The sequence below is a fragment of the Actinomadura sp. 21ATH genome (genome assembly GCF_041951345.1).
In the GTDB taxonomy this organism is placed as follows: Bacteria; Actinomycetota; Actinomycetes; order Streptosporangiales; family Streptosporangiaceae; genus Spirillospora.
The window spans coordinates 1,010,973-1,031,073 of the sequence record NZ_JBGNUR010000001.1 but is presented as its reverse complement, the minus strand read 5'-3'; the positions used below and the strand labels follow the sequence as shown (position 1 = coordinate 1,031,073).

Genomic DNA, 20,101 nt, shown 5'->3' with positions numbered 1-20,101 from the left:
CCGTGCCGTGCCGTTTCGTGTCGTGTCATCTCAGGACATGCGGCGGCGGAGCCACCAGAAGCAGAAGCCGGTGAGGCCGAGCGTGAGCACCGTATAGATGCCGGTCTCCGCCCACTGGAGGGGCCAGAAGCGGCTGGACGGCTGGTACGAGAGCACCTGCCGGTAGCCGCGCCTGCTGATCTCGTCGAGGCAGCGCTTCGGCGGGCCCAGCCGTTCGGCGCTCGCGGGCTGGGAGTGGGGATCGCACGGGCCGGAGTCCATGGTCAGGCCCACGTGCTTCACGGTGCGGCCGGACGCGTCCACGGTCTTCTGGGACAGGACCCAGGCACCTTCGTCGGACGGCTTCACCTTGACCTGGATGGGGTTGCCGGGGCCCTCGGACATGAACTCGCCCACGTTCTCGGTGGTGACCGTGGTGGTGATCTCGGTCGGCGGCAGCAGGTGCGGCCGCACGAGCAGCGGCATCGCGAACTGCACGGCGGCGAACGCGGCCAGCGTGATCGCCATGGCGGGCAGGGTGCGGCGGACCAGCATCCCGACGGTGACGCCGAGCGCGAAGGCGAACGCCGCGTACCCGAGAGGGACGACGCCGCGCGCGTCGAACAGGACCGGGGTCAGCTTCGGGAACTCGCTTCCTGCGGTCCGCTGGATGGGATCGGACCACCAGGTCACCGCGAGGACCGTCAGGCCGGTGACGAGGACGGCGGCCAGGCCGGTGAGGGCCAGCTTGACCGCGAGCCAGCGGGTACGGGTGACGCTCTGGTTCCACACCAGCCGGTGCGTCCCCGTCTCGACCTCGCGGGCGATCAGCGGGGCGCCCCAGAAGAGCCCGATGACGCCGGGCAGGAACACCACGACGACGATGAGCCCGGCGAACGCGCTCCTGTGCTCGTCGAAGAACCGCCGGGTGAAGTTCGAGCAGTCGCCCTGCGCGGTGCAGCCGGCGAGACCGGCGGCGTGGTCGTCGGCCAGGCCGGGGCCGGTGATCGCGAGGACGGCCGCCAGCGCGGCGACGGCGGCGAACAGCGCCGCGGCCGGGGTGCGGAACTGCCGCCATGCCAGCCAGATCATCGCTGGACCTCCGGGATCGGCCGGTCGCCGTTCTTCCGGTCTTCGGCGGACGTGTCCATGTAGGCGAGCACCAGGTCCTCCAGGCCGACCTGGCTGACGTTCCACGAGGGGTCGTGGATCGGCGCGCCGGTACGGACGATGAACGTGCTCTGCCGGTCGGTGTGGCTGGCCGAGACGACGTGCTGGTCCGCCGGGAGGCGGCCGGGGTCGCGGCGCGGGCCGGTGAGCCGGTGGTGGGTGGCGAGCAGCTCGCCGACGTCCCCGGTCACCCGGACCCGGGCGTCCACGAGCACGATGAGGTGGTCGCAGGTCCGCTCCAGGTCCGACACCAGGTGGGACGACAGCAGCACGCTGAACTCCTGCTCGGCGGCCGCCTCCATCAGGCTCTGCATGAACTCGCGGCGCGCCAGCGGGTCGAGGGAGGCGACGGGCTCGTCCAGGATGAGCAGCTCGGGCCGCTTGGCGATGCCGAGCGTCAGAGCGAGCTGGGCGCGCTGCCCGCCGGACAGCTTCCCGGCCTTCCGGGACGGGTCGAGGCCGAGCCGCTCGATCCGGTTCCGGGCCAGCGCGGCGTCCCACCCGGGGTTGAGCTTGGCGCCGAGCTTCAGGTGGTCGGCGACGCTCAGCCCGGCGTACGTGGGGGTGTCCTGGGCGACGAATCCGATCCGGGCCAGCTGCGCCGGCTTCCCGGTGAGCCCTTCGCCGAGGACGGTGACGCCGCCCGCCGTGGGCGGCATCTGGCCGGCCGCGAGGGTGAGCAGGGTCGTCTTGCCCGCCCCGTTCGGGCCGACGAGGCCGGCCACGTGCCCGGCGGGGACGTCCAGGGTGCAGTCGCGCAGCGCCCAGCGCTTCCCGTACTTCTTGCCGAGACCCCGGGTGCTCAGAACGGCGTTCACGCTATCTCCTCCTGAGAGGCGGACCGAAAGGTCGTCATGAACAGCGCCTCGATGCTCTCGTCGTCGAGCCCGGCCCGCCGCGCCTTGGCGAGCCAGCGCCGCAGCTCCTGCCGCAGCGGTCCGTGCGCGGCCAGCGACGCGTCCGCCAGCGACGCCGTCACGAACGTCCCCTTGCCGGGACGCGCCGCGACCAGCCCCTCGTGCTCCAGCTCGCGGTACGCCTTGAGCACCGTGTTCGGGTTGATGGCCAGCCCGCCCACGACCTCCTTGACCGTGGGGAGCTGATCTCCCTCGTGCAGCAGCCCGAGCCGCAGCGCCTGCCGTACCTGCCGGACCAGCTGCTGGTACGGCGACAGGCCGGACCGGTCGTCCAGGTGAAACTCGATCATGCGAGCTCCATTTCACTAGTTAACTAGCACAATAGAGAGATAGCGGGACCTGTCAACGGGAACGGGATAATCGGATGGACCGGCGCCGGGGCGCCCGGCTAACGTCCGGCGGCATGGACAACCCGCCGAAGCCGCCCAAGCCGCCCAAGCTGCCCGAGCTGTACATCGCCGTGGACGTCGAGGCGGACGGGCCGATCCCCGGCCCGTACAGCATGATCTCGCTGGGGATGGCCGTCGTCGGGCGGGACGACCTGGGGTTCTATACGGAGCTGCGGCCGATCTCGGACGACTTCGTCCCGGAGGCGCTGGCCGTCTCCGGCCTCGACCGCGACCGGCTCCTGCGCGAGGCGCCGGCGGCCGGGGAGGCGATGGCCGCGGCGGCGAAGTGGATCAACGGCCTGCGCAAGGTCGGCCGTCCCGTGTTCCTGGCCGGCCCGGCGGTCTTCGACGGGATGTTCGTCCACTGGTACTTCATGCGCTTCCTGGGCAAGAGCCCGTTCAGCGCGAGCGGCGCGGGCATCGACATGCGCAGCTACTGGATGGGCATGCGCGGCTGCGAGTGGGTCAGCACCCGCAAGAGCATCGTCAAGCAGACCCTCAAGCTGGAGGGCCTGCCCCACACCCACCACGCGGGCGAGGACGCGCGCGAGCTGGCCCAGGTCTTCGAGGCCATGCTCGCCGCGCCGCGGGGTTGACTCGTGGCGTGTCGTCCTTTCGGCCGACCGCCGAAGGCGGACACGCCACGAGTGAACGCGGTGGGCGATCGGCTGGCCGGATGAGGCCACTTCGCCGCGTCCGGGGTCCGGTGCGGCGCTTGCCGCGCCGGGACGGGAGGCGTATGCCCGTTGGGTGGGCCCTTGGTATCGCGAACTGTGGCGGTGGCTCGGCGGGATCGCGCTCGCGGCGGGCGTGTGCCTGCTGCTGTCCATGCCGCTGCTGCTGTGGCCGCTGGGGATCGGGACGGCGCCCGAGCGGCAGTGGATGCCCAAGCCGCCGCCGCTGGCGCTGGTGTACGCGGTGGCCGCCGCGTGCGCGCTCGCGTGCCTGATGGGCGGCGCCACGGTGCTGATGTACGGGCAGGAGTGGGTGGGGCTGGGGCTGATCTCCGGGTGGATCGCGGTGGGGCTGGGCACGGGCGGCTGGTGCATGGGGATGGCCCCCGAGTACTACGCCCCCGCGAAGCGGTACGCGGCGTACGTCGACAGGTTCGGTTCCATGAGCCGGTACGAGGCGGAGCGCCGCGCCCTGGCGCAGCTGAAGGAGGTCGCCGGGGAGGCGCGGCCGTCGTCGCGCGCCAGGCCGGGCGGCTGCTGGATCTACGCGGGACGCGCCAGGGGGCTGGTCGAGCCGCCGGGGAGCGGGGCCGTGGAGGTGACCGCGACGATCCCGGCCGAGCGCGCGCAGGAGACGGTCGACCGGCTCGCCGCGCGGCTGAACGAGCGGCGCGACGCCGTCGGCCGCGAGAACGAGGCGTTCTTCGCGGACGCCGACGGCTTCGTCGTGGAGCTGCTCCCCGGGGAGGACGACTCGGGCGTGCTCGTCACCGTCCGGAGCCCCTGTCTGCGGAGTCTCCGCTGACCGGCGGCGGCAGCGCCACCTGGATCTGGGTGGTGGCGCCCGTGACGACGAACAGGCCGCGCCCGGTCGGGCCGCCCAGGGGAGCGTTGCGGGGCAGGCGGAGGCCGAACAGCTCGCCGTCGTCAGGGGAGTCGACCGAGAGCAGGACGCCGGAGCGGGACCGCCGGGTGTCGGACAGGAAGCCCCGGTAGCCGCGCCCGAGGTCCTCGGTCGTGCCGCCGATGACGACCGCGTGCTCGCCGTCGCGGGCCGTGCGGAGGACGTCGCGGAGGGCGTCGTCCAGCTCGGTCTCGTCGAGCAGCTCGGCGTCGTCCGCGACGACGACGTAGCGGTGCTCGTCGCCGATGGCGTCCAGGAGGTCGTCGGTGCCGGAGTCGCCGGTGAGGACGCCGAGGACGCCCGGCCGGCCCGCCAGGAGGCGCAGCGGGGAGCGGCGCGGGGTGATGAGGACGACCGGGACGAGGCCGCCGCCGACCGCCGGGTCCAGGAGCGAGTGCACGATCGTGCGGAGCGTCGTGGACCGGCCCGAGCGCGGCGGCCCCGCGACGGCGAAGCCAGGCCCGTCGTGGAGGAGGTCGATGCCGGCGGGGGCGAGGGTGTCGCCGCCGACGCCGACGAGCGCCCAGAGGGCGGACGGCGCCAGGAAGTCCTGGTCGAGGGCCATCGCCTCGCGGTACGTGACGCGCACGGGCAGCTCGTCCACGTGGATGGGCCGCTGCCTGCGCGGCAGGCGCCCGTAGCGGCTCACCGAGGTGCGGGCGATCTCCTGCAGGGCGGCGACCTGCGCCGTCCCGGACGGGTCGTCGCCGAGTAGGCCGATCTGCGATTCGCGGAGGGGCGCGCCGGGGGGGAGGAGCTCCAGGGCGCGGCCCGGCGGCATCGCGGCGGGGACCTGCTTCTCCTGGAGGCCCGCGTAGCCGTAGTCGTTGGGGTCGGCCATGCGCAGGATCAGGCGGCGGTCGAAGATGGTGGAGATCTGGCCGCTCAGGCCGGTGCGGTCGCCGGTGAAGACGGCGCGCAGCCCGACGGCGGCGCCCTCGCGCAGCAGGCGCAGGGCGGCGTCCACCAGGCGGCCGTAGTCGTAGTTCTCGAACGCCGCGAGGAAGCCCTCCCAGCGGTCGAGAAGGAGGACCATCCAGGGGAGGCGGTCGGTCGCGGCCACGGCGGCGCGCTGCTCCGTCAGGGAGGCGAAGCCCGCCTCGGCGAGGAGCTGCTGGCGGCGGGCCACCTCGGCGGCGAGGGCCGTGAGGAGGCGCTCGCAGCGGTCGAGCTGGTCGCGGCTCACCACGGCGCCGCAGTGGGGGAGCGACACCAGCGGCAGCAGCGCGTTGGCGCCGCAGTCGATGGCGTACAGGTGCACGTCGTAGGGCGAGCAGCCGCCGGCCAGGGAGCCCGCGATGGTGCGCAGGGCCGTGGAGCGTCCCGACTGCGCCGAACCGGCCAGGTAGAGGTGGCCGCCGCCGGCGAGGTCCAGGGCGAGCGGCTCGCGCGACTGCACGGCGGGCAGGTCGGTGATGCCGAACGGGATCGGCGGGACGTCGACGACCGACCCGCCGGCGGTCGTGCGCGGCTTCAGCCGGACCCGTTCCGGGAGCGGGGTCAGCCACGGGGACGGCTGGCGCGGGATGCCGGAACGCCGCGCGGCCTCGCCGACCGCCTGCACCAGCACGGCCAGGTCGGTCACCATCGTGGCGGCGTCGTCGGCCGGCTCGCGCGGGGCGGGCAGCGGGCGCCCCAGGCCCTGCCACGGGACGGGCAGGACGGTCGCCCGTCCGCCGCCGGCGCGCGCGCCGGGGCGGCGGCCGCCGATCCGCGCCGACTGGAGGGCGTGCAGGTCCGCGGCGCCCGAGCGGACGTAGCAGCGTCCGGGCGCCGACTTGGAGATGTGGGCCGCGTCGGGCGCGTCCAGCACGTCGGTGGACTCGTCCGGGTCGGTGACGCGGAGCGCGACGCGCAGGTTGGTGTTGGCGCGGATGTCGGCGGTCACGACCCCGGCGGGCCGCTGGGTCGCCAGGATCAGGTGGACGCCGAGGGAGCGGCCGCGGCGGCCGATGTCGACCAGCCCGGCCACGAAACCGGGCAGCTCGGCGACCATCGCCGCGAACTCGTCGATCACCAGGACGAGCCGCGGCATCGCGGCGAGACCGGGCTCGGCGGCGGACGCGCGCAGGTCGTTGTAGTCGCCGATGTCCTTGGCGCCCGCTTCGAGGAGCATCTCCTCGCGGCGGCGCAGCTCGGCCGCGAGGGACTCCAGGGCGCGCTCGGTGGCGTGGCCGTCCAGGTCCGTCACCATGCCGACGGTGTGCGGGAGCGCGGCGCAGTCCTTGAACGCGGCGCCGCCCTTGTAGTCGATGAGCACGAACGTCATCTCGTCCGGCCGGTTGGCCACGGCGAGGGACGCGATGAGCGTCTGCAGCAGCTCGGACTTGCCGGCACCGGTCGTTCCCGCGATCAGGCCGTGCGGCCCGTCCCGGCTCAGGTCGATCTCGTGGACGCCGTCCGTGCCGACGCCGACGGGGACGCGGGTGGTGCGCCCGCCGGTGCGCGCCCAGGACGCCAGCACGTGCTCGGCCGTGGGGTCCGGCATGCCGAGCAGGTCCAGGAGCCTGACGTCGGACGGGAGCGCCTCCTCGGCGTCCTCGCGCGACACGTCCCGTACGGGCGCGAGCGAACGCGCCACGCGGTCGGCCCAGGAAGCGGACACCTGGTCCGCCAGGATGGGGCCGAGGACGTCGAGACCCTGCCCGCGCAGCCGGAGCGTCTCGGGGCCGTCGGGGTCCCAGGCGGCGACGGCGGCGCACTCCTCGGGGAGCAGGCGTTCCTCGTCGTCGACGCAGATGGCGTACAGGCCGTACTCGGGGCCGCGCGAGAGCAGCATCGGCATGCCCGGTACGCGGCGCAGGGCGCGCGCGCCGTCCAGCACGATGAGGATGTTGTACGGGACGGCCTCGGCCGCCTTCCCGGTGCTCGCCGCGCCGCCGAAGAAGCTCGCGGACGCCTGCGCGGCCCGGCGCCGCTCGGTGACGCGGATCGCCAGCTCGGTGATGCGGTGCGCGACCGACTCGGGGTCGGTCCCCACCAGGGCGGTGCACTCCTCGCCCTCGCGCGGCTTGCCGTGCGGCAGCCAGCGCACCCAGTTCCACTCGTCCCCGGCCTCCTGGTCGGAGCTGAGCACGACGATCGCGAGGTCGCGGGGGCTGTGCAGCGCGGCGGCCTGCGCGACCATCCAGCGGGCGAGCGCGCGCGACGCGGGCCGCGGCCCGGTGAGGCCGACGACGCCGAGCTCGGGGAGCGGCAGCGCGACCGGTACGAGGTGGGCCGTCGGGACGCGCACGTCGCCCAGCTCGGGGTCCGGCCCGCCGCTCCCGGCCGGCCCGGTGCGTCCGGCCAGCTCGACGCGCGCGGGCAGGTCGGCCACGCCGAGCCGCAGGTGCAGGGCGTCGGGGTCGGTGGCGCGCCGCTCCCAGAGGCGGCGGCGCGGGCCCGTCGCCGTGAGCAGCACCTCGGCCGGGTCGGGATGCGCCGCGCGCCGCTCGGCCTGGTCCTCGCGGCGCAGCCGGTCCAGCGCGCCGCCGAACTCCGCCGCCCTGGCCTGGTACTCCTTCAGCGCCTTCTTGTACGACTTGCGCCCGTGCAGCCGGTCGCCGGCCCACTCGCCGAGCGTCATCAGCGGCCACGCCAGCGCGAACAGCGCCCACCACCACTGCCCGAGCGCGAACGCCATCACCAGCCCGAACGCGGAGAACAGCAGCGCGCCGAAGAGCCGGAGCCGCTCGCGCGGATTCCGTTCGGGACGCTCGGGCACCTCCAGGCGGCGGCCCCGCCCGGCGGGGTTCAGGCGCGGCGGCCGGTTGAACGCGAGGCCGCCGTCGGGGAGCGGCTCCAGGTGCGTGTCGGGAGCGGCGCTCGGCGCGATCGTCAGGATGCTGGAGCCGACGGCGAGCATGCCCCCGGCGGGCCACACGGCCGTACCGGTCAGCGGCTCGCCGTCCAGCAGCGCACCGGCGGCGCCCTCGACCTCGACCGCGTCGCGGCCGACCGTGACCCGCAGCGCGCGGGCCGGGACGGCGGGGTCGGGGATCGTGACGTCCACGCCGGTCCCGGAGCCGAGCGTGCTCGCGCCCAGCCCGAGCCGGTGCACCGACCCGGCGGCGGGCCCGGTCACGACCCGGACCTCCATCAGCCCGGACGGCTCGGCCAGGACGGTCGCGGCGGCGGCGCGCTGCTCGACGGCCACGACCGCGCCGTCCCGCAGCTCCCGGACGGCGCGGGCCTGCGGGTCGAGCATCCGCCCGTCCATCCACAGCGCGTGCGGCTCGCGGCGCTCCACCGGCCGGGTCGCGGCGGCCGCCATGACGGGAAGGGCCGCCTTCGTGAAGCGCGGCCGCAGCGGCTCGGAACGGCCCGCCTGCGCCTTTCCGTCGAGAACGCTGAAAAGCGACCGGGCGACGCCGTCGACGGTCATCTCGTCATCGACGTCGATCACGACGTCCCGGGGCCCCTGGCCCGTCAGCGCCGTGAACGAGATCCGCATTCGAGCCCTCCATCGCAGCCGTACGGGCCAGCTTAATAATCCGGAACGCGCCGGGGCGGGCGGATGGGGCGCACCCGGACCGGACGTTCCACACCCGTTCCACGCTCGTTCCGAACGGCGGTCCCCGCCTCACCAACGCGATATATGAATCTGAACCAGAGGTGAGACTCCGGAGTAGTCAGTGATTCCTGTGACTGCCCGTAAGAACGGAAGTGGCCGCCGTCCCGGCAGGTCATAGGGATACATCACGTTACGGGCGGGCTTCACCTTCCGGAATCCATTGACGCGGCATCGCCCGCACCGCGAGCATGGATCGCCCGGTGAAAGCGGGGATCTCGCGGGTGGCGAGCCGCGCGGGGCGGGGAAGGAGCGCGTGGGCAGTGCGATGAAGTCCAACCAGTCGGCCGTCACGGGCGGAGTCGCGACCACTCCGGCGGGCGGCGGCGCCGACCCGCGGGGACTGGGGCGCTCGGGGCTGGGCGCCTCCGGCGGCCAGCGGCTCCCCGCCGCGCCGCGCGAGCGCAAGCCCGCCCTCGCCGCCCTCGCCGTGCTGCTCATCCTCGGCGGCGCGCTGACCAGCGCCTACCTGGTGATGGCCAGCGGGCAGCGGGTCTCGGCCATCCGGATCGCGCAGCCGGTCGCGGCCGGCCAGCGCATCCCGCTCAACGCCCTGGAAGAGGTCCAGGTCAGCGACACCGGCACCGCCTACTACATCAACTGGACCGAGCGCGAGCGGGTCGCGCGCGCGTACGCCGCCGTCCCGCTCGTGCGCGGCGCGCTGCTCACCAACGGCATGGTCAGCGCCGCCGACGACGCCGCCAAGGGCCGCGTCGTGGTCGGCCTGGCGCTCAAGCCCGGCCAGTTCCCGTCCCAGGGGCTGGAGACCGGCAAGCGCGTCAGCCTGTACGCGGTCGGCGGCGGCAACGGCGGCGGCCCCCGCGCCGGCACCGTGCTGTCGGCCGACGCCGTCGTGATCGGCGTGTCGTCGGGCGGCGACCGGCAGCGGCTGCGCGGCGACCAGACGAGCGTGGACGTGGCCGTGCCGCCCGGCGAGGCCGCGCAGGTCACCCAGGCCGCCTCCGCCGGATCGATCGCGATCGCGCTGATCCCCGAGGGCACCAGGGTGAGCGGCGGCGGCGCGCAGCCGCCGCCCCCGGCCGACACCGGCGGCGGCGAGACCGGGCCCGGCGCGTCCCAGAGCCCGCCCCCCACCGGCGGCCAGAACGGGCAGAACGGCCAGAACGGCGAGACCCCGGGCCGGACGCCCGGGCAGAACGAATCCCCGCCCCCGAACGGCACTGGCGGTAACTGACCGTGGCACTCATCGCGCTCGCGGCCGACAAGGGGGCGCCGGGCGTCACGACGGCGGCCGTCGCCCTGGGCGCCGTCTGGCCGCGTCCCGTCCTGGTCGCCGAATGCGACCAGGCGGGCGGCGACCTCGTCTACCGGCTCCCGGCCGCCGCCGCCGGGGACGCGGGCCAGGACGGCGGCATGCTCAACCCGTCCCGCGGCCTGCTCAGCCTCGCCGCCACCGCGCGCCGCGGCCTGCGCCCCGACCAGATCGCCGAGCACTGCCAGCGGCTCGTCGGCGGCCTCGACGTCCTCGTCGGCATCACCAGCGCCGAGCAGGCGCGCGGCATGACCTGGCTGTGGGGGCCGCTCGGCCGGGCGTTCGCCGGGCTCGCCCCGGTGGACGTGCTCGCCGACTGCGGGCGGCTCGGCGCCGGCACCCCGCTGTACGACCTCATGCGCGAGGCCGACATGGTCGTGCTGTTCACCCGCGCGACCCTGGAGCAGGTCGCGCACCTGCGCGAGCGCGTCGCGGCGCTGGCCGCCGAACTGCGCGGCGGCCCGCCCATCGGCGTCGTCGTGCTCGCCGACCCGCGCGACTTCCGCGCCTCGATCGCCGAGGTCGACCGGATCCTCGCCGGCGCGCAGCACCGGATGCGCGCGCCGGACGGGACCGTACCGGCCGCCGACCCCGGTCCCGCGCCGCCGCCGGTGACCGTGCTCGGCGGGCTCGCGCTCGACCCCAAGGGCGCGGAGATGCTGTCGGGACGCTGGGGCGGGCGGCTCGACCGGTCGCTGCTGATCCGTTCCGCGCGCGAGGTCGCGGGCACCCTCGCCGGCCGCGTCGGCGGCGACGCGCCCGTACCGCCGCAGGGCGGCCACGCCCAGGGCCCGTACCAGCAGGGCCCCTACCAGCAGGGGCAGTACGCCCCGCAGGCGCAGGACTCGTACGCGCACCCTCCGGCGGTACGGCCGCCCGCGCCGCAGTACCAGGAAGGGGGCCGGTAGGTGGACCACGGGCTCGTCAAGCGGCTGCGCCAGGAGGTCGGCGACCGGCTCGCGCAGCAGCGCCGGCTCGACGCCGCCAACGGGCTGCCCCCGATGTCGGCGGAGGACGAGCGGCAGTTCGCGCGCGCCCTGATCGGCCAGGTGCTGGAGGAGTACGCGCGCGGCGAGATCACCTCCGGCCGCCGCCCGCCCAACGCCGAAGAGGAGGAGGCGCTGGCCGCGGGCGTGCACGCGGCGCTGTTCGGGGTGGGCCGGCTCCAGCCGCTGCTGGAGGACCCCGAGATCGAGAACATCGACGTCAACGGCTGCGACCGGGTCTTCATCGGGTACGCCGACGGCCGCGAGGTCATGGGCGAGCCGGTCGCCGAGAGCGACGAGGAACTGATCGAGCTGATCCAGATCCTCGCGGCCTACAGCGGGCTGTCGTCGCGGCCGTTCGACTCCGCCAACCCGCAGCTGGACCTGCGGCTCCCCGACGGCTCCCGGCTGTCGGCGGTGATGGACGTGACCCTGCGGCCCGCGCTGTCGATCCGCCGCGCCCGCATGGGCAAGGTGTTCCTGTCCGACCTGGTCGGGAACGGCACGTTCAGCCCGGAGATCGGGGCCTTCTTCCGGGCCGCCGTGCTCGCCCGCAAGAACATCATGATCGCTGGGGCCACCAACGCCGGGAAGACCACGCTGCTGCGCGCGGTCGCCAACGAGATCCCGCCGCACGAGCGGCTCATCACCGTCGAGCGGGCGCTGGAACTCGGCCTGGACGCGTTCCCGGAGCTGCACCCCAACTGCGTCGCGTTCGAGCAGCGGCTGCCCAACTCCGAGGGCCAGGGCGCGATCTCGATGGCCGAGCTGGTCCGCCGCTCGCTGCGCATGAACCCGTCCCGCGTCATCGTCGGCGAGGTCCTCGGCGACGAGATCGTCACGATGCTGAACGCGATGACGCAGGGCAACGACGGCTCGCTGTCGACCATCCACGCCAACTCCTCGATGGAGGTCTTCAACCGCATCGCCACGTACGCGATCCAGTCCGAGGAACGGCTGCCGGTCGAGGCGACGCACATGCTCATCGCGGGCGCGATCGACTTCGTCGTCTTCATCGAGAAGCGCAACGAGTACGCGCGCGGCGGCCGGCTGCGCCGGTTCGTGGCCAGCGTCCGCGAGGTGACCGGCGTCGACAACCGGGTGCTGTCGTCGGAGGTGTTCGCGCTCGGCCCGGACGGCACCGCCGTGCCCGCCGCGCCGATCTCCTGCGCCGACGAGCTGGCCGAGTTCGGGTACGACCCCGTCGCGGCGGGGGGCTGGTAGCCGGTGTACGCGCCCGACGTGATGCTCGCCGTCCTCGCCGGCGGCCTGGTGGGCGGCGGCCTGCTGGTGCTGGTCCTGGCGGTCCGCGGGCTGCCCGCCCGGCCCGGCGGCGGCTCCGGCGCGGCACGGGTGCGCAGCCGCGAGGACCTCATCAGGACGCTCAGCACCCGCACCGCGCTCGCCGTCATCGTCGGCATCGCGGTCCTGGTCGTGACCCGCTGGCCGATCGCCGCCGCCGGCACCGGCGTGCTCGTCCTCGCCTGGAACGGGCTGGCCGGCGGCGCCGCCGAGGAGCGCCGCGGCATCGCCCGGCTGGAGGCCCTCGCCGCGTGGACGGAGTCGCTGCGCGACACGATCGCGGGCGCCGTCGGGCTGGAGCAGGCGATCCCCGCGTCGCTGCGCGCGTCCGCGCCCGTACTCCAGCAGCCGCTGCGGAACCTCGTCGACCGGCTGCACACGCGGGTGCCGATGCCGGAGGCGCTGCGCCGCTTCGCCGACGACCTCGACGACCCGTCCGCCGACCTGGTCATCGCCGCGCTGATCCTGAACGCCAAGCTGCGCGGGCCGGGCCTGCGCGACATGCTCGGCGCGCTCGCCGCGTCCGCCCGCGCCGAACTCGACATGCGCCGCCGCGTCGAGGCCGACCGGCGCGCCACCCGCCGCAGCGTCCGCATCGTCGTCGGCGTCTCGGTCGGCACCGCGATCGGGCTGGCCGTCTTCAACCACTCCTACGTGGAGCCGTACGACGACTTCCTCGGCCAGCTCGTCCTGTGCCTGGTCATCGCGCTGTACGGGGCGGGCTTCGTGTGGCTGCGGCGGCTGGCGAAGTACGAGATGCCGAGCCGCTTCCTCACCCGCACGGACCGTCCCGGCGTCCCCGGCGAGGTGCCCAGCACGGTCGCCGCGTGGCAGGCGAAGGGCCGGCCGAAGGACCAGCCGAAGGGCGGCGTGCTGCGGGGGCGGCACACGATGGACGCGGGCGGCGGGGGTGGTGCGCCGTGACGTGCGCGTGTGACCATGGCCGGGCCGTGCTCGTGGATCGGGGTGGTTCGGCGTGACGGGTCCGCTGCTGGCGGGCGCCTTCGTGGGCGCCGGCCTCTACCTGCTGTTCCGCGCGCTGTTCCCGTCCCGTCCCGGGCTGACCGCGCGGCTGGCCGCGTTCGACGCCGCCCGCCGCCGCGACCTGGAGGACGCGCGGGCCGGCCGCGTCTCGCCGACCCTCGACAAGGTCGGCACGCTGCGCTCGCGCGTCGGCAAGGAACTGGTCCGCTACTGCGAGGCGCGCGGCTGGCGGCTCCGCTCGTACCGCGCCGACCTGGCCATCACCGAGCGGTCGCTGGAGGGCTTCCTCGCCACCAAGTTCCTGCTCCCGGCCGCGGCGCTGCTGTTCATCCCGGTCGTGGTGGCGTACTTCGCGCTGCTCGGCCTCGGCGCCTCGTTCCAGATCCCGGCGTGGATCTGCGTGTTCTTCGCGGTGCTGTTCTTCTTCTTCCCCGACATGCAGCTGCGGCAGGAGGCGGCCGGGCGGCGGCAGGACTTCCGGCACGTCGTCGGCGCGTTCCTCGACCTCGTCTCGATGAACCTGGCCGGCGGCCGCGGCGTCCCCGAGGCGCTGATGACCGCCGCCGACGTCGGCGAGGGCTGGGCGATGCACCGCATCCGGGACGCGCTCGCCAACGCCCGCATCACCGGCCAGACGCCGTGGCAGGCGCTCGGCGGCCTCGGCGACGAGCTCGACATCGCCGAGCTGCGCGACATGGCCGGCGCGCTGTCGCTGGTCGCCGACGACGGCGCCCAGATCCGCAAGTCGCTGTCGGCCCGCGCCGCGTCCATGCGCAGCCGCGAGCTGTCGGAGCTGGAGGGCAAGGCCGGCGAGCGGTCCCAGTCGATGCTCGTCGCCCAGCTCCTGCTCTGCGCCGCGTTCCTGGTCTTCCTCGCCTACCCCGCCCTCATGCGAGTGATGGCGGCGTGAATGACACCGATCCCTCGAAGGAGGATTGATGGGTCCGTTGAATCCATGGAACGACCCGGCCGTCGTGTACCTGCGGGCCCTGCTCGGCAGCCGGATCGACCGGCTCCGGAACGAGACCGACCGCACCAGGGGGGCCTCGGCGATCGAATGGGCGATCATCACCGCGATCCTGGCGGTCATCGCGATCACCATCGGCGCGACGATCCGCAACCTGATCGTCAACAAGGCCAACAGCATCCGGACGGAGTAGCGCGGATGTCCCGCCCGCGCCGCGACCAGGCGCCCGACCGCGGGGCGTCCTCGATGGAGTGGGCGCTGCTGACGCCGATCCTGATCCTGGTGATGCTGGCCGTCGTCCAGTTCGCGATGGTCTACCACGCCCGCCACGTCGCGCTCGCGGCCGCGCAGTCCGGCGCCCGGGTGGCCCGTACGGCACCGGTCGGCGGCGGCTGGGAGGGCGCCGCGCAGGAGAAGGCCGCCGGCGACGTCCGCAAGATCGGCCGCAACCTGCTCACCGGGCTGGACGTGCGGACCGGCGAGACCGGTGACCAGCGCTGGGTCGAGGTGAGTGGCGAGGCCGTGCGCGTCATCCCGTTCATGACGTTCCGCGTCGAGCAGCGCTCGCAGGGACCCATCGAGTGCTTCCGCCCGGACGTCGGCGACGGCGTCGCCTGCGAGGGAGGCGCCCAGTGAAGGCGCGCGGCGACTCGGGCTCCATGTCGATGGAGATGGTGCTGGTCACGCCGCTCTTCGTCATCTTCCTGATGCTGCTGGCGGCGGGCGGCCGGATGGTGGACGCGCAGAGCCAGGTGGACGGCGCCGCGCGCGACGCCGTCCGGGCCGCGTCCATCGCCCGCAGCGCGGGCGGCGCGGAGGTCCTGGCGCAGGAGGCGGCGACCGCGAACCTCAACGGCCGCGACTGGTGCGCGAGCGGCCCGACCGTCGTCACCGACACCAGCCGGTGGGGGCCCGGCGGCCGCGTCGCCGTGACGATCACGTGCGACGTGGACCTGGCCGACCTGTCGTTCATCGGGCTGCCCGGCAGCAAGTCGCTGAGCGGGCGCGCGCTGGCGCCGATCGACACGTTCACCTACCGGGGCGGGGACGCGGGATGAGGTGTCGTCGCGACCGGGGACACGGCGGGGATCGCGGGACGATCGCGATGTACGTCGTCCTGTTCACGCCCGCGGTGTTCCTGCTGGCCGGGCTGCTGGTGGACGGCGGCCTGGCGATCCACGCCCGGCAGCGGGCGGCGGACATGGCCGAGCAGGCCGCCCGGGCGGGCGCGAACGAGATCGACACCGCCGCGCTGCGCCGTACCGGGGAGCCGGTCATCGCCCCGGACCGGGCCAGGGCCGCGGCCTGCGACCTGCTGGCCGACTACGGCGAGGACGTCACCGCGTCCCGGTGCGCGGCCGACGAGGAGCAGGTGGACGTGACCGTGCAGCTCACCGTGCGGGCCCAGCTGCTGGGCATCGTGCCCGGGCTGGGCGAGTTTACGATGACCTCGACGGCGTCCGCTCGACCGGTGACCGACGGAGATCAGTAGGGGACCGATGACGGCACCACGGCATGGAGGCGGCAGGCGGCCCGAGAGCGTCCGGGACGCCTCGGGAAGGCGGCTGGGGTACGGCGCGCCGGAGCCCGTGCGGGTACGGGCACGGCGCACCCCGCTGGACGTGCTCGCCGGGCTGGGGGCGCTGCTGGCGCTGGCGGCGCTGCTGTTCGGCGTGCCGTTCGCGCTGCTGACGTTCTTCGGCTCGCCGATCCCCGACCGCGTACCGGAGCTGTCGGACCTCACCCGGCCGGTCGGCGACGGGATGCTGATCCCGATCCTGGTCGCGCTGGTCTGGCTGGCGTGGCTCCAGCTCGCGCTGTGCGCGGTCGTCGAGGTGTACGCGGGGATCCGCGGCGTCGGCGTCCCGGCCCGGGTGCCGCTGGCCGGCGGGACGCAGTCGCTGGTGCACCGGCTGGTGGTCGCGGCGCTGCTGCTGTTCACCGCCACCACGACGATCATGCCCGCGTTCTCCGGGCGCGAGCTGCACCAGCGGCCGGTGCAGACGCAGTCGCAGGAGTTCCGGCCGCTGGCCGCCGCGCCGCCGCAACAGCAGCAGCCCGTGCAGCAGCAGGCGGCGCCGGCGCGGGCGCCGGCCGCGCAGCCGATGGAGAAGGCCGAGACCACCAAGATCTACCGGGTGAACCCGCCCCAGGGCCGGCACCACGAGAGCCTCTGGGAGATCGCCGACAAGTGCCTGGGCGAGGGCCGCCGGTACAAGGAGATCTTCGCGCTCAACAAGGGCCACATCCAGCCGGACGGCAGCCGGCTGAGCATCGCGTCGCTGATCCGGCCGGGCTGGATCCTGGAGATGCCGTCCGACGCCAAGCACGCGCAGGTCGTCCCGGTCGAGGACCTGAACGACTACTTCCGGCACGGCCGCGCCGTACCGGACGAGAAGCCCGAGCCCGAGCCCGAGCCCGAGCCGGAGCCGCAGCCGGAGCGATCCGCCCCCGCCCCGCAGCCGGAGCCCGAACCGGAGCCCGAGCCCACGCCGGAGCCGGAACCCGAGCCTGTGCCCGTTCCCGAGCCCGTGCCCGAGACGGGGCAGGGAACGGAGCAGCCCGGCGCGCAGATCCCGGGCACGAACGTCCCTCCGCCCGAGAAGCAGCCGGAGAAGGAGCCCCAGCCGGAGAAGGCCGAACCCAAGCCGCAGGGGCCGGGCCGGGAGCTGGGCGGGGGCGCGGGCAGCGCCGGCGTCCCGGGGAGCGACCGGGCCCAGGCGGACGACGCGCCGCTGCCGTTCGACCTCGAATGGTCGGAGGGGCTGGCGGCGGCCTCGCTGCTGGCGGCGGGCGTGCTGAGCGCGCTCGGCCGGCGGCGCCGCGAGCAGATGTGGAACCGCGCGTTCGGGCACATGATCCCGCGTCCCGAGGGCGCGGCCGCGGCGGCCGAGCGGGCGCTGCGGATCGGTGCCGACGACGACGGCGTGCGGCTGCTCGACCTCGGCCTGCGGCACCTGTCGAAGTCGATGGCGGCGGGCGGCCGGGCGCTGCCGACGGTGTACGGCGTCCATCTCGGCGCCGGCGGCCTCGACCTGTGGATCGCGCCCGCCGACCGCAACCCGCCCGCGCCCTGGCAGAGCCACGACGACGGGCAGGTGTGGCGGCTGCACGCCGACGCGCTGCCCGCGCTGGAGGCCGCCGACCTGAGCGAGGTCCTCGCCCCGTACCCGGGGCTCGTCTCGATCGGCACCAGCGCCACCGCGAACGGGCCCGGCGGCCGGATCCTGGTCGACCTGGAGGCCGCGCACGGCCTGATCGCGCTGCGCGGGCCCGCGGACACCCGCCGGGACGTGCTCGCCGCGATCGCGCTGGAGCTGGCCACCAACCGCTGGTCCGACCACATGCGGATCACGCTGGTCGGGTTCGGCGGCGAGCTGGGCGAGAACCTCGCCGAGATCGCGCCCGACCGGATCCGCACCGTCCCGACGCTCGCGGACGCGCTGCCCGAGCTGGAGGGGCGCGGCGAGGAGGTGCGGCAGGCGCTCGCGGCGTCCGGCGTCGACTCGGTCCTCACCGGCCGCAGCCGCGGCGTGTTCGGCGAGGCGTGGATGCCGCACTACCTGATCATGGCGGACGAGCCGTCCGAGCGGGAGGCCGACCGGCTGGTCGCGCTGGCCCGTACCGGCACCCGGATGGCGGCCGGCCACCTGGTCCCGGGCGAGATCCAGGGCGCCACCTGGACGTGGGACGTCGACGCGGACGGCCGGCTCCAGGCGGGCGTGCTCGGCTTCGAGGTGGACGCGCAGCTCGTCCCGGAGGAGCACTACCGGGCGATCGCCGACCTTTTCCACACCGCGTCCCGGCCGGAGTCGGTGCCGCTGCCCGAGCCGGGCGACGGCCCGCTGTCGGAGGGCGGGCCGGGCGCGCAGCGGTCGTCGGTCGACATCCGGCTGCTCGGCCCGATCGAGGTGGACGCGCCGGGCCCGATGGACGAGAGCCGCCGCGCGCTGTGCACCGAGGTCCTCGTCTACCTGGCGACGCATCCCGGCGGCGTCCACCCGACCGTGCTGGGCGGTGCCGTCTGGCCGCGCGGCGTCACGGCCGGCGTACGGGACGCCTGCGTGGCGCGCGTGTCGGATTGGCTGGGCCGGGACGCGCGCGGCCGTCCCAACCTCTACTACGACGACCGGGGCCGCATCAGGCTCGGCTCGGAGGTCCGGGTCGACTGGGCGGTGTTCCGCTGGCTGGTGTGGCGGTCGGCGGCCGAGCCCGCGTCGGAGACGGCGTACATGGCGTACGCGCTCGACCTGGTCCGCGGCCCGGTGCTGGCCGGCCGCCCGCGCGGCCGGTACGGCTGGCTGGTGACCGACGACCTGGAGTACGAGGCGACCGCCCGCGTCATCGACGTGGCGCACCGCCTCGTCGTGCTGCGCCTGGACGAGGGCGACATCCGCGGCGCGATCGGCGCCGCCCGCGCCGGCCTGCGGCTCGCCCCCGAGGACGAGGGCCTGTGGCGCGACCTGCTCCGCGCGACGCACGCCGCGGGCGACGAGGCCCAGGTGAGGGTCGTCGTGGACGAGCTGCGCAACCGGATAGGCCGCGACCCGATGCTCGACCAGCTCCAGCCGGAGACCGAGGCCCTGGTGGAGGAACTGGTCCCCCAGTGGCGCCACGCCGTAGCCCGCTAGCCCGAGCCGTCGACTCGTGGCGTGTCCGCGTCCGCGGCCGCGCGGACAGGGCCGACACCCCACGAGTCGACGCGGCGGGTCAGCGGTAGAGGCCGGGGCCGCCTAGGGAGTGGCGGGCCGGCTGCGGGTAGACGAGCGGGGGGCCGGGGCGGCCGCCGACCGTGACCGTGCGGAGGGCGGCGCCCGTGCGGGTCGAGATCGCGTGGACCGTGCCGGCGACAGGGTCCGACAGCCACAGCGCGCCGCCGTCGGCGGAGACGCCGCCGGGGAGCGGGGCGTGGCCGCTCGGCGCGCGCCAGAGCGGGGTGGCGCGGAACGTGCCGAGATCGACGGCCGAGACCGTCCCGTCGCCGCCCGCCACGAACACGCGGGCGGCGCGGCGGTCGAGGACGAGACCGCGCGCGCCCGGCCCGGTACGGACGAAGCCGGCCGGCCGGAGGGAGGCCGCGTCGATCCGCCACAGGCCGCCCTTGGCGGCGTCCGTGACCAGGAACGCCGAGCCGTCCGGCAGCAGCCGCACGTCGCCGGGCCGGGAGCCCGCGGGCAGCGGTACCGACGCGGTGACGGCGCGGCGGGCCGGGGCCACCCGGACGAGCCGGCCGGCGGCCGGGCAGGACGCGACCAGGGACGCGGCGTCGGCGGAGTAGTCGGCGCTCGCGGCGCCCGCGCACGGGAGCCGCACGCTCGCCCGCGGCTCCATCGTGTGCGGATGCCGGACGTCGAGCCGCGCGTGCCGGCCCGCCAGGACGTACGCCTCGCGGCCGTCCGGCGCGAAGTACAGCGGGCCGGGCCGCAGGATCCGCAGCGTCCCGCCCTGCCGCGCCGATCGCGGCGAGAGCGGCACGGCCGTCCCGTTGGCCAGGTCGTACACCCAGAGGCGCCGCAGGTTCCAGGCGGGGACGGCCAGCGCCGGCGCGCCGCCGGTGCGGACCCGGCCGAGCAGCCGCGCGGTGGGCTGGTCGAGGACGTCGACCGTGCCGGCGGCGGCGTTCGGCACGTACACGCGGGGCGGGAGCGCGGCGACGCCGGGGGCGAGCATGCCGGGGCCGGTCGCCGCGTACACGCCGGCGGCGGCGCCGGTCGCGGCCGCGGAGCGCGGCGCGTCCGCGGCCGGGGGCGCCGCGCGGTCGAGCGTGCCCGGCGCGGCGCCGCCCACGGCGATGACCGGCGCGTCCGGGGCGCCCTCGCCGGGCGGGTGGAACGGTACCGGCGACTCGCACGCGGCCGCCGCCAGCGCCGCGGCGGCGAGCAGCGCCGGAGCCCGGCGGCGGCGCGGTCCACGAGATGCCCCCATCACGGCGGGACTGTACCGGCTCGCGCACTCGCCGTGCACGGATCATCACAACACGCGGTCGCGGCGGTCCGGGGCGCGC

The 20,101-nt window shown here is 75.3% G+C and carries 17 protein-coding genes; 12 read left to right on the top strand and 5 right to left on the bottom strand.

Going from position 1 to position 20,101, the window contains the following annotated elements; all coding sequences use genetic code 11:
- Window positions 1-30: 30 nt before the first annotated feature.
- From ACA361_RS04895 to ACA361_RS04885, 3 genes are read right to left on the bottom strand one after another with little or no spacing between them, the layout of a single operon-like run.
- On the bottom strand, window positions 31-1,071 hold the full coding sequence (locus tag ACA361_RS04895) for an ABC transporter permease (protein WP_375010561.1): 1,041 nt from the start codon (window positions 1,069-1,071) through the stop codon (window positions 31-33).
- Window positions 1,068-1,967 (bottom strand): ABC transporter ATP-binding protein, encoded by a 900-nt coding sequence (locus ACA361_RS04890; protein WP_375010560.1) that lies wholly within the window; start codon window positions 1,965-1,967, stop codon window positions 1,068-1,070. Before ACA361_RS04890 ends, ACA361_RS04895 begins: the two co-directional genes overlap by 4 nt.
- Window positions 1,964-2,356, bottom strand: a complete 393-nt coding sequence (locus ACA361_RS04885) for a GntR family transcriptional regulator (protein WP_375010559.1) — start codon at window positions 2,354-2,356, stop codon at window positions 1,964-1,966. Before ACA361_RS04885 ends, ACA361_RS04890 begins: the two co-directional genes overlap by 4 nt.
- Before the next feature lie 113 nt (window positions 2,357-2,469).
- On the opposite strand from ACA361_RS04885, the gene ACA361_RS04880 reads away from it, so the two are divergent.
- On the top strand, window positions 2,470-3,051 hold the full coding sequence (locus tag ACA361_RS04880; protein WP_375010558.1) for an exonuclease: 582 nt from the start codon (window positions 2,470-2,472) through the stop codon (window positions 3,049-3,051).
- 154 nt (window positions 3,052-3,205) lie between these two features.
- Window positions 3,206-3,934, top strand: coding sequence for a hypothetical protein (locus ACA361_RS04875; protein ID WP_375010557.1), 729 nt, complete (start codon window positions 3,206-3,208; stop codon window positions 3,932-3,934).
- On the opposite strand, the gene ACA361_RS04870 is transcribed toward ACA361_RS04875, so the two are convergent.
- Window positions 3,897-8,468, bottom strand: a complete 4,572-nt coding sequence (locus ACA361_RS04870) for an FtsK/SpoIIIE domain-containing protein (protein ID WP_375010556.1) — start codon at window positions 8,466-8,468, stop codon at window positions 3,897-3,899. The two genes, ACA361_RS04875 and ACA361_RS04870, sit on opposite strands and share 38 nt — an antisense overlap.
- A gap of 373 nt (window positions 8,469-8,841) precedes the next feature.
- On the opposite strand from ACA361_RS04870, the gene ACA361_RS04865 reads away from it, so the two are divergent.
- The 10 genes from ACA361_RS04865 to ACA361_RS04820 are packed head-to-tail and all read left to right on the top strand — an operon-like array spanning window position 8,842 to window position 18,728.
- Window positions 8,842-9,780, top strand: a complete 939-nt coding sequence (locus ACA361_RS04865; protein WP_375010555.1) for a hypothetical protein — start codon at window positions 8,842-8,844, stop codon at window positions 9,778-9,780.
- 2 nt (window positions 9,781-9,782) lie between these two features.
- Window positions 9,783-10,766 carry a hypothetical protein gene (locus ACA361_RS04860; RefSeq protein WP_375010554.1) on the top strand — a complete coding sequence of 328 codons (984 nt, stop codon included), beginning with the start codon at window positions 9,783-9,785 and terminating at the stop codon, window positions 10,764-10,766.
- A complete protein-coding gene (locus ACA361_RS04855) occupies window positions 10,767-12,068 on the top strand; it encodes a CpaF family protein (RefSeq protein WP_375010553.1) in 1,302 nt (433 codons plus the stop codon).
- Between the two features lie 3 nt (window positions 12,069-12,071).
- Window positions 12,072-13,070: a type II secretion system F family protein gene (locus tag ACA361_RS04850; protein WP_375010552.1), complete on the top strand. Its 999-nt coding sequence runs from the start codon at window positions 12,072-12,074 to the stop codon at window positions 13,068-13,070.
- A gap of 52 nt (window positions 13,071-13,122) precedes the next feature.
- A complete protein-coding gene (locus ACA361_RS04845) occupies window positions 13,123-14,040 on the top strand; it encodes a type II secretion system F family protein (RefSeq protein ID WP_375010551.1) in 918 nt (305 codons plus the stop codon).
- A gap of 28 nt (window positions 14,041-14,068) precedes the next feature.
- Entirely contained in the window at window positions 14,069-14,290 is a 222-nt protein-coding gene (locus ACA361_RS04840) for a hypothetical protein (protein ID WP_366620141.1), read from the top strand.
- Between the two features lie 5 nt (window positions 14,291-14,295).
- Complete coding sequence (locus ACA361_RS04835) at window positions 14,296-14,733, top strand: TadE family protein (protein WP_375010550.1); 438 nt, start codon at window positions 14,296-14,298, stop codon at window positions 14,731-14,733.
- Window positions 14,730-15,155: a TadE/TadG family type IV pilus assembly protein gene (locus ACA361_RS04830; RefSeq protein WP_375010549.1), complete on the top strand. Its 426-nt coding sequence runs from the start codon at window positions 14,730-14,732 to the stop codon at window positions 15,153-15,155. The genes ACA361_RS04835 and ACA361_RS04830 overlap by 4 nt, the downstream gene beginning before the upstream one ends.
- Window positions 15,152-15,589: a TadE/TadG family type IV pilus assembly protein gene (locus tag ACA361_RS04825; RefSeq protein ID WP_375010548.1), complete on the top strand. Its 438-nt coding sequence runs from the start codon at window positions 15,152-15,154 to the stop codon at window positions 15,587-15,589. Before ACA361_RS04830 ends, ACA361_RS04825 begins: the two co-directional genes overlap by 4 nt.
- Before the next feature lie 7 nt (window positions 15,590-15,596).
- Entirely contained in the window at window positions 15,597-18,728 is a 3,132-nt protein-coding gene (locus tag ACA361_RS04820) for a BTAD domain-containing putative transcriptional regulator (RefSeq protein WP_375010547.1), read from the top strand.
- Window positions 18,729-18,807: 79 nt separating this feature from the next.
- Here ACA361_RS04820 and ACA361_RS04815 read toward each other — a convergent pair whose 3' ends face one another.
- The gene (locus ACA361_RS04815) at window positions 18,808-20,022 is read right to left on the bottom strand and encodes a YncE family protein (RefSeq protein ID WP_375010546.1); all 1,215 of its coding nucleotides are present in this window, start codon (window positions 20,020-20,022) and stop codon (window positions 18,808-18,810) included.
- Window positions 20,023-20,101 lie beyond the last annotated feature (79 nt).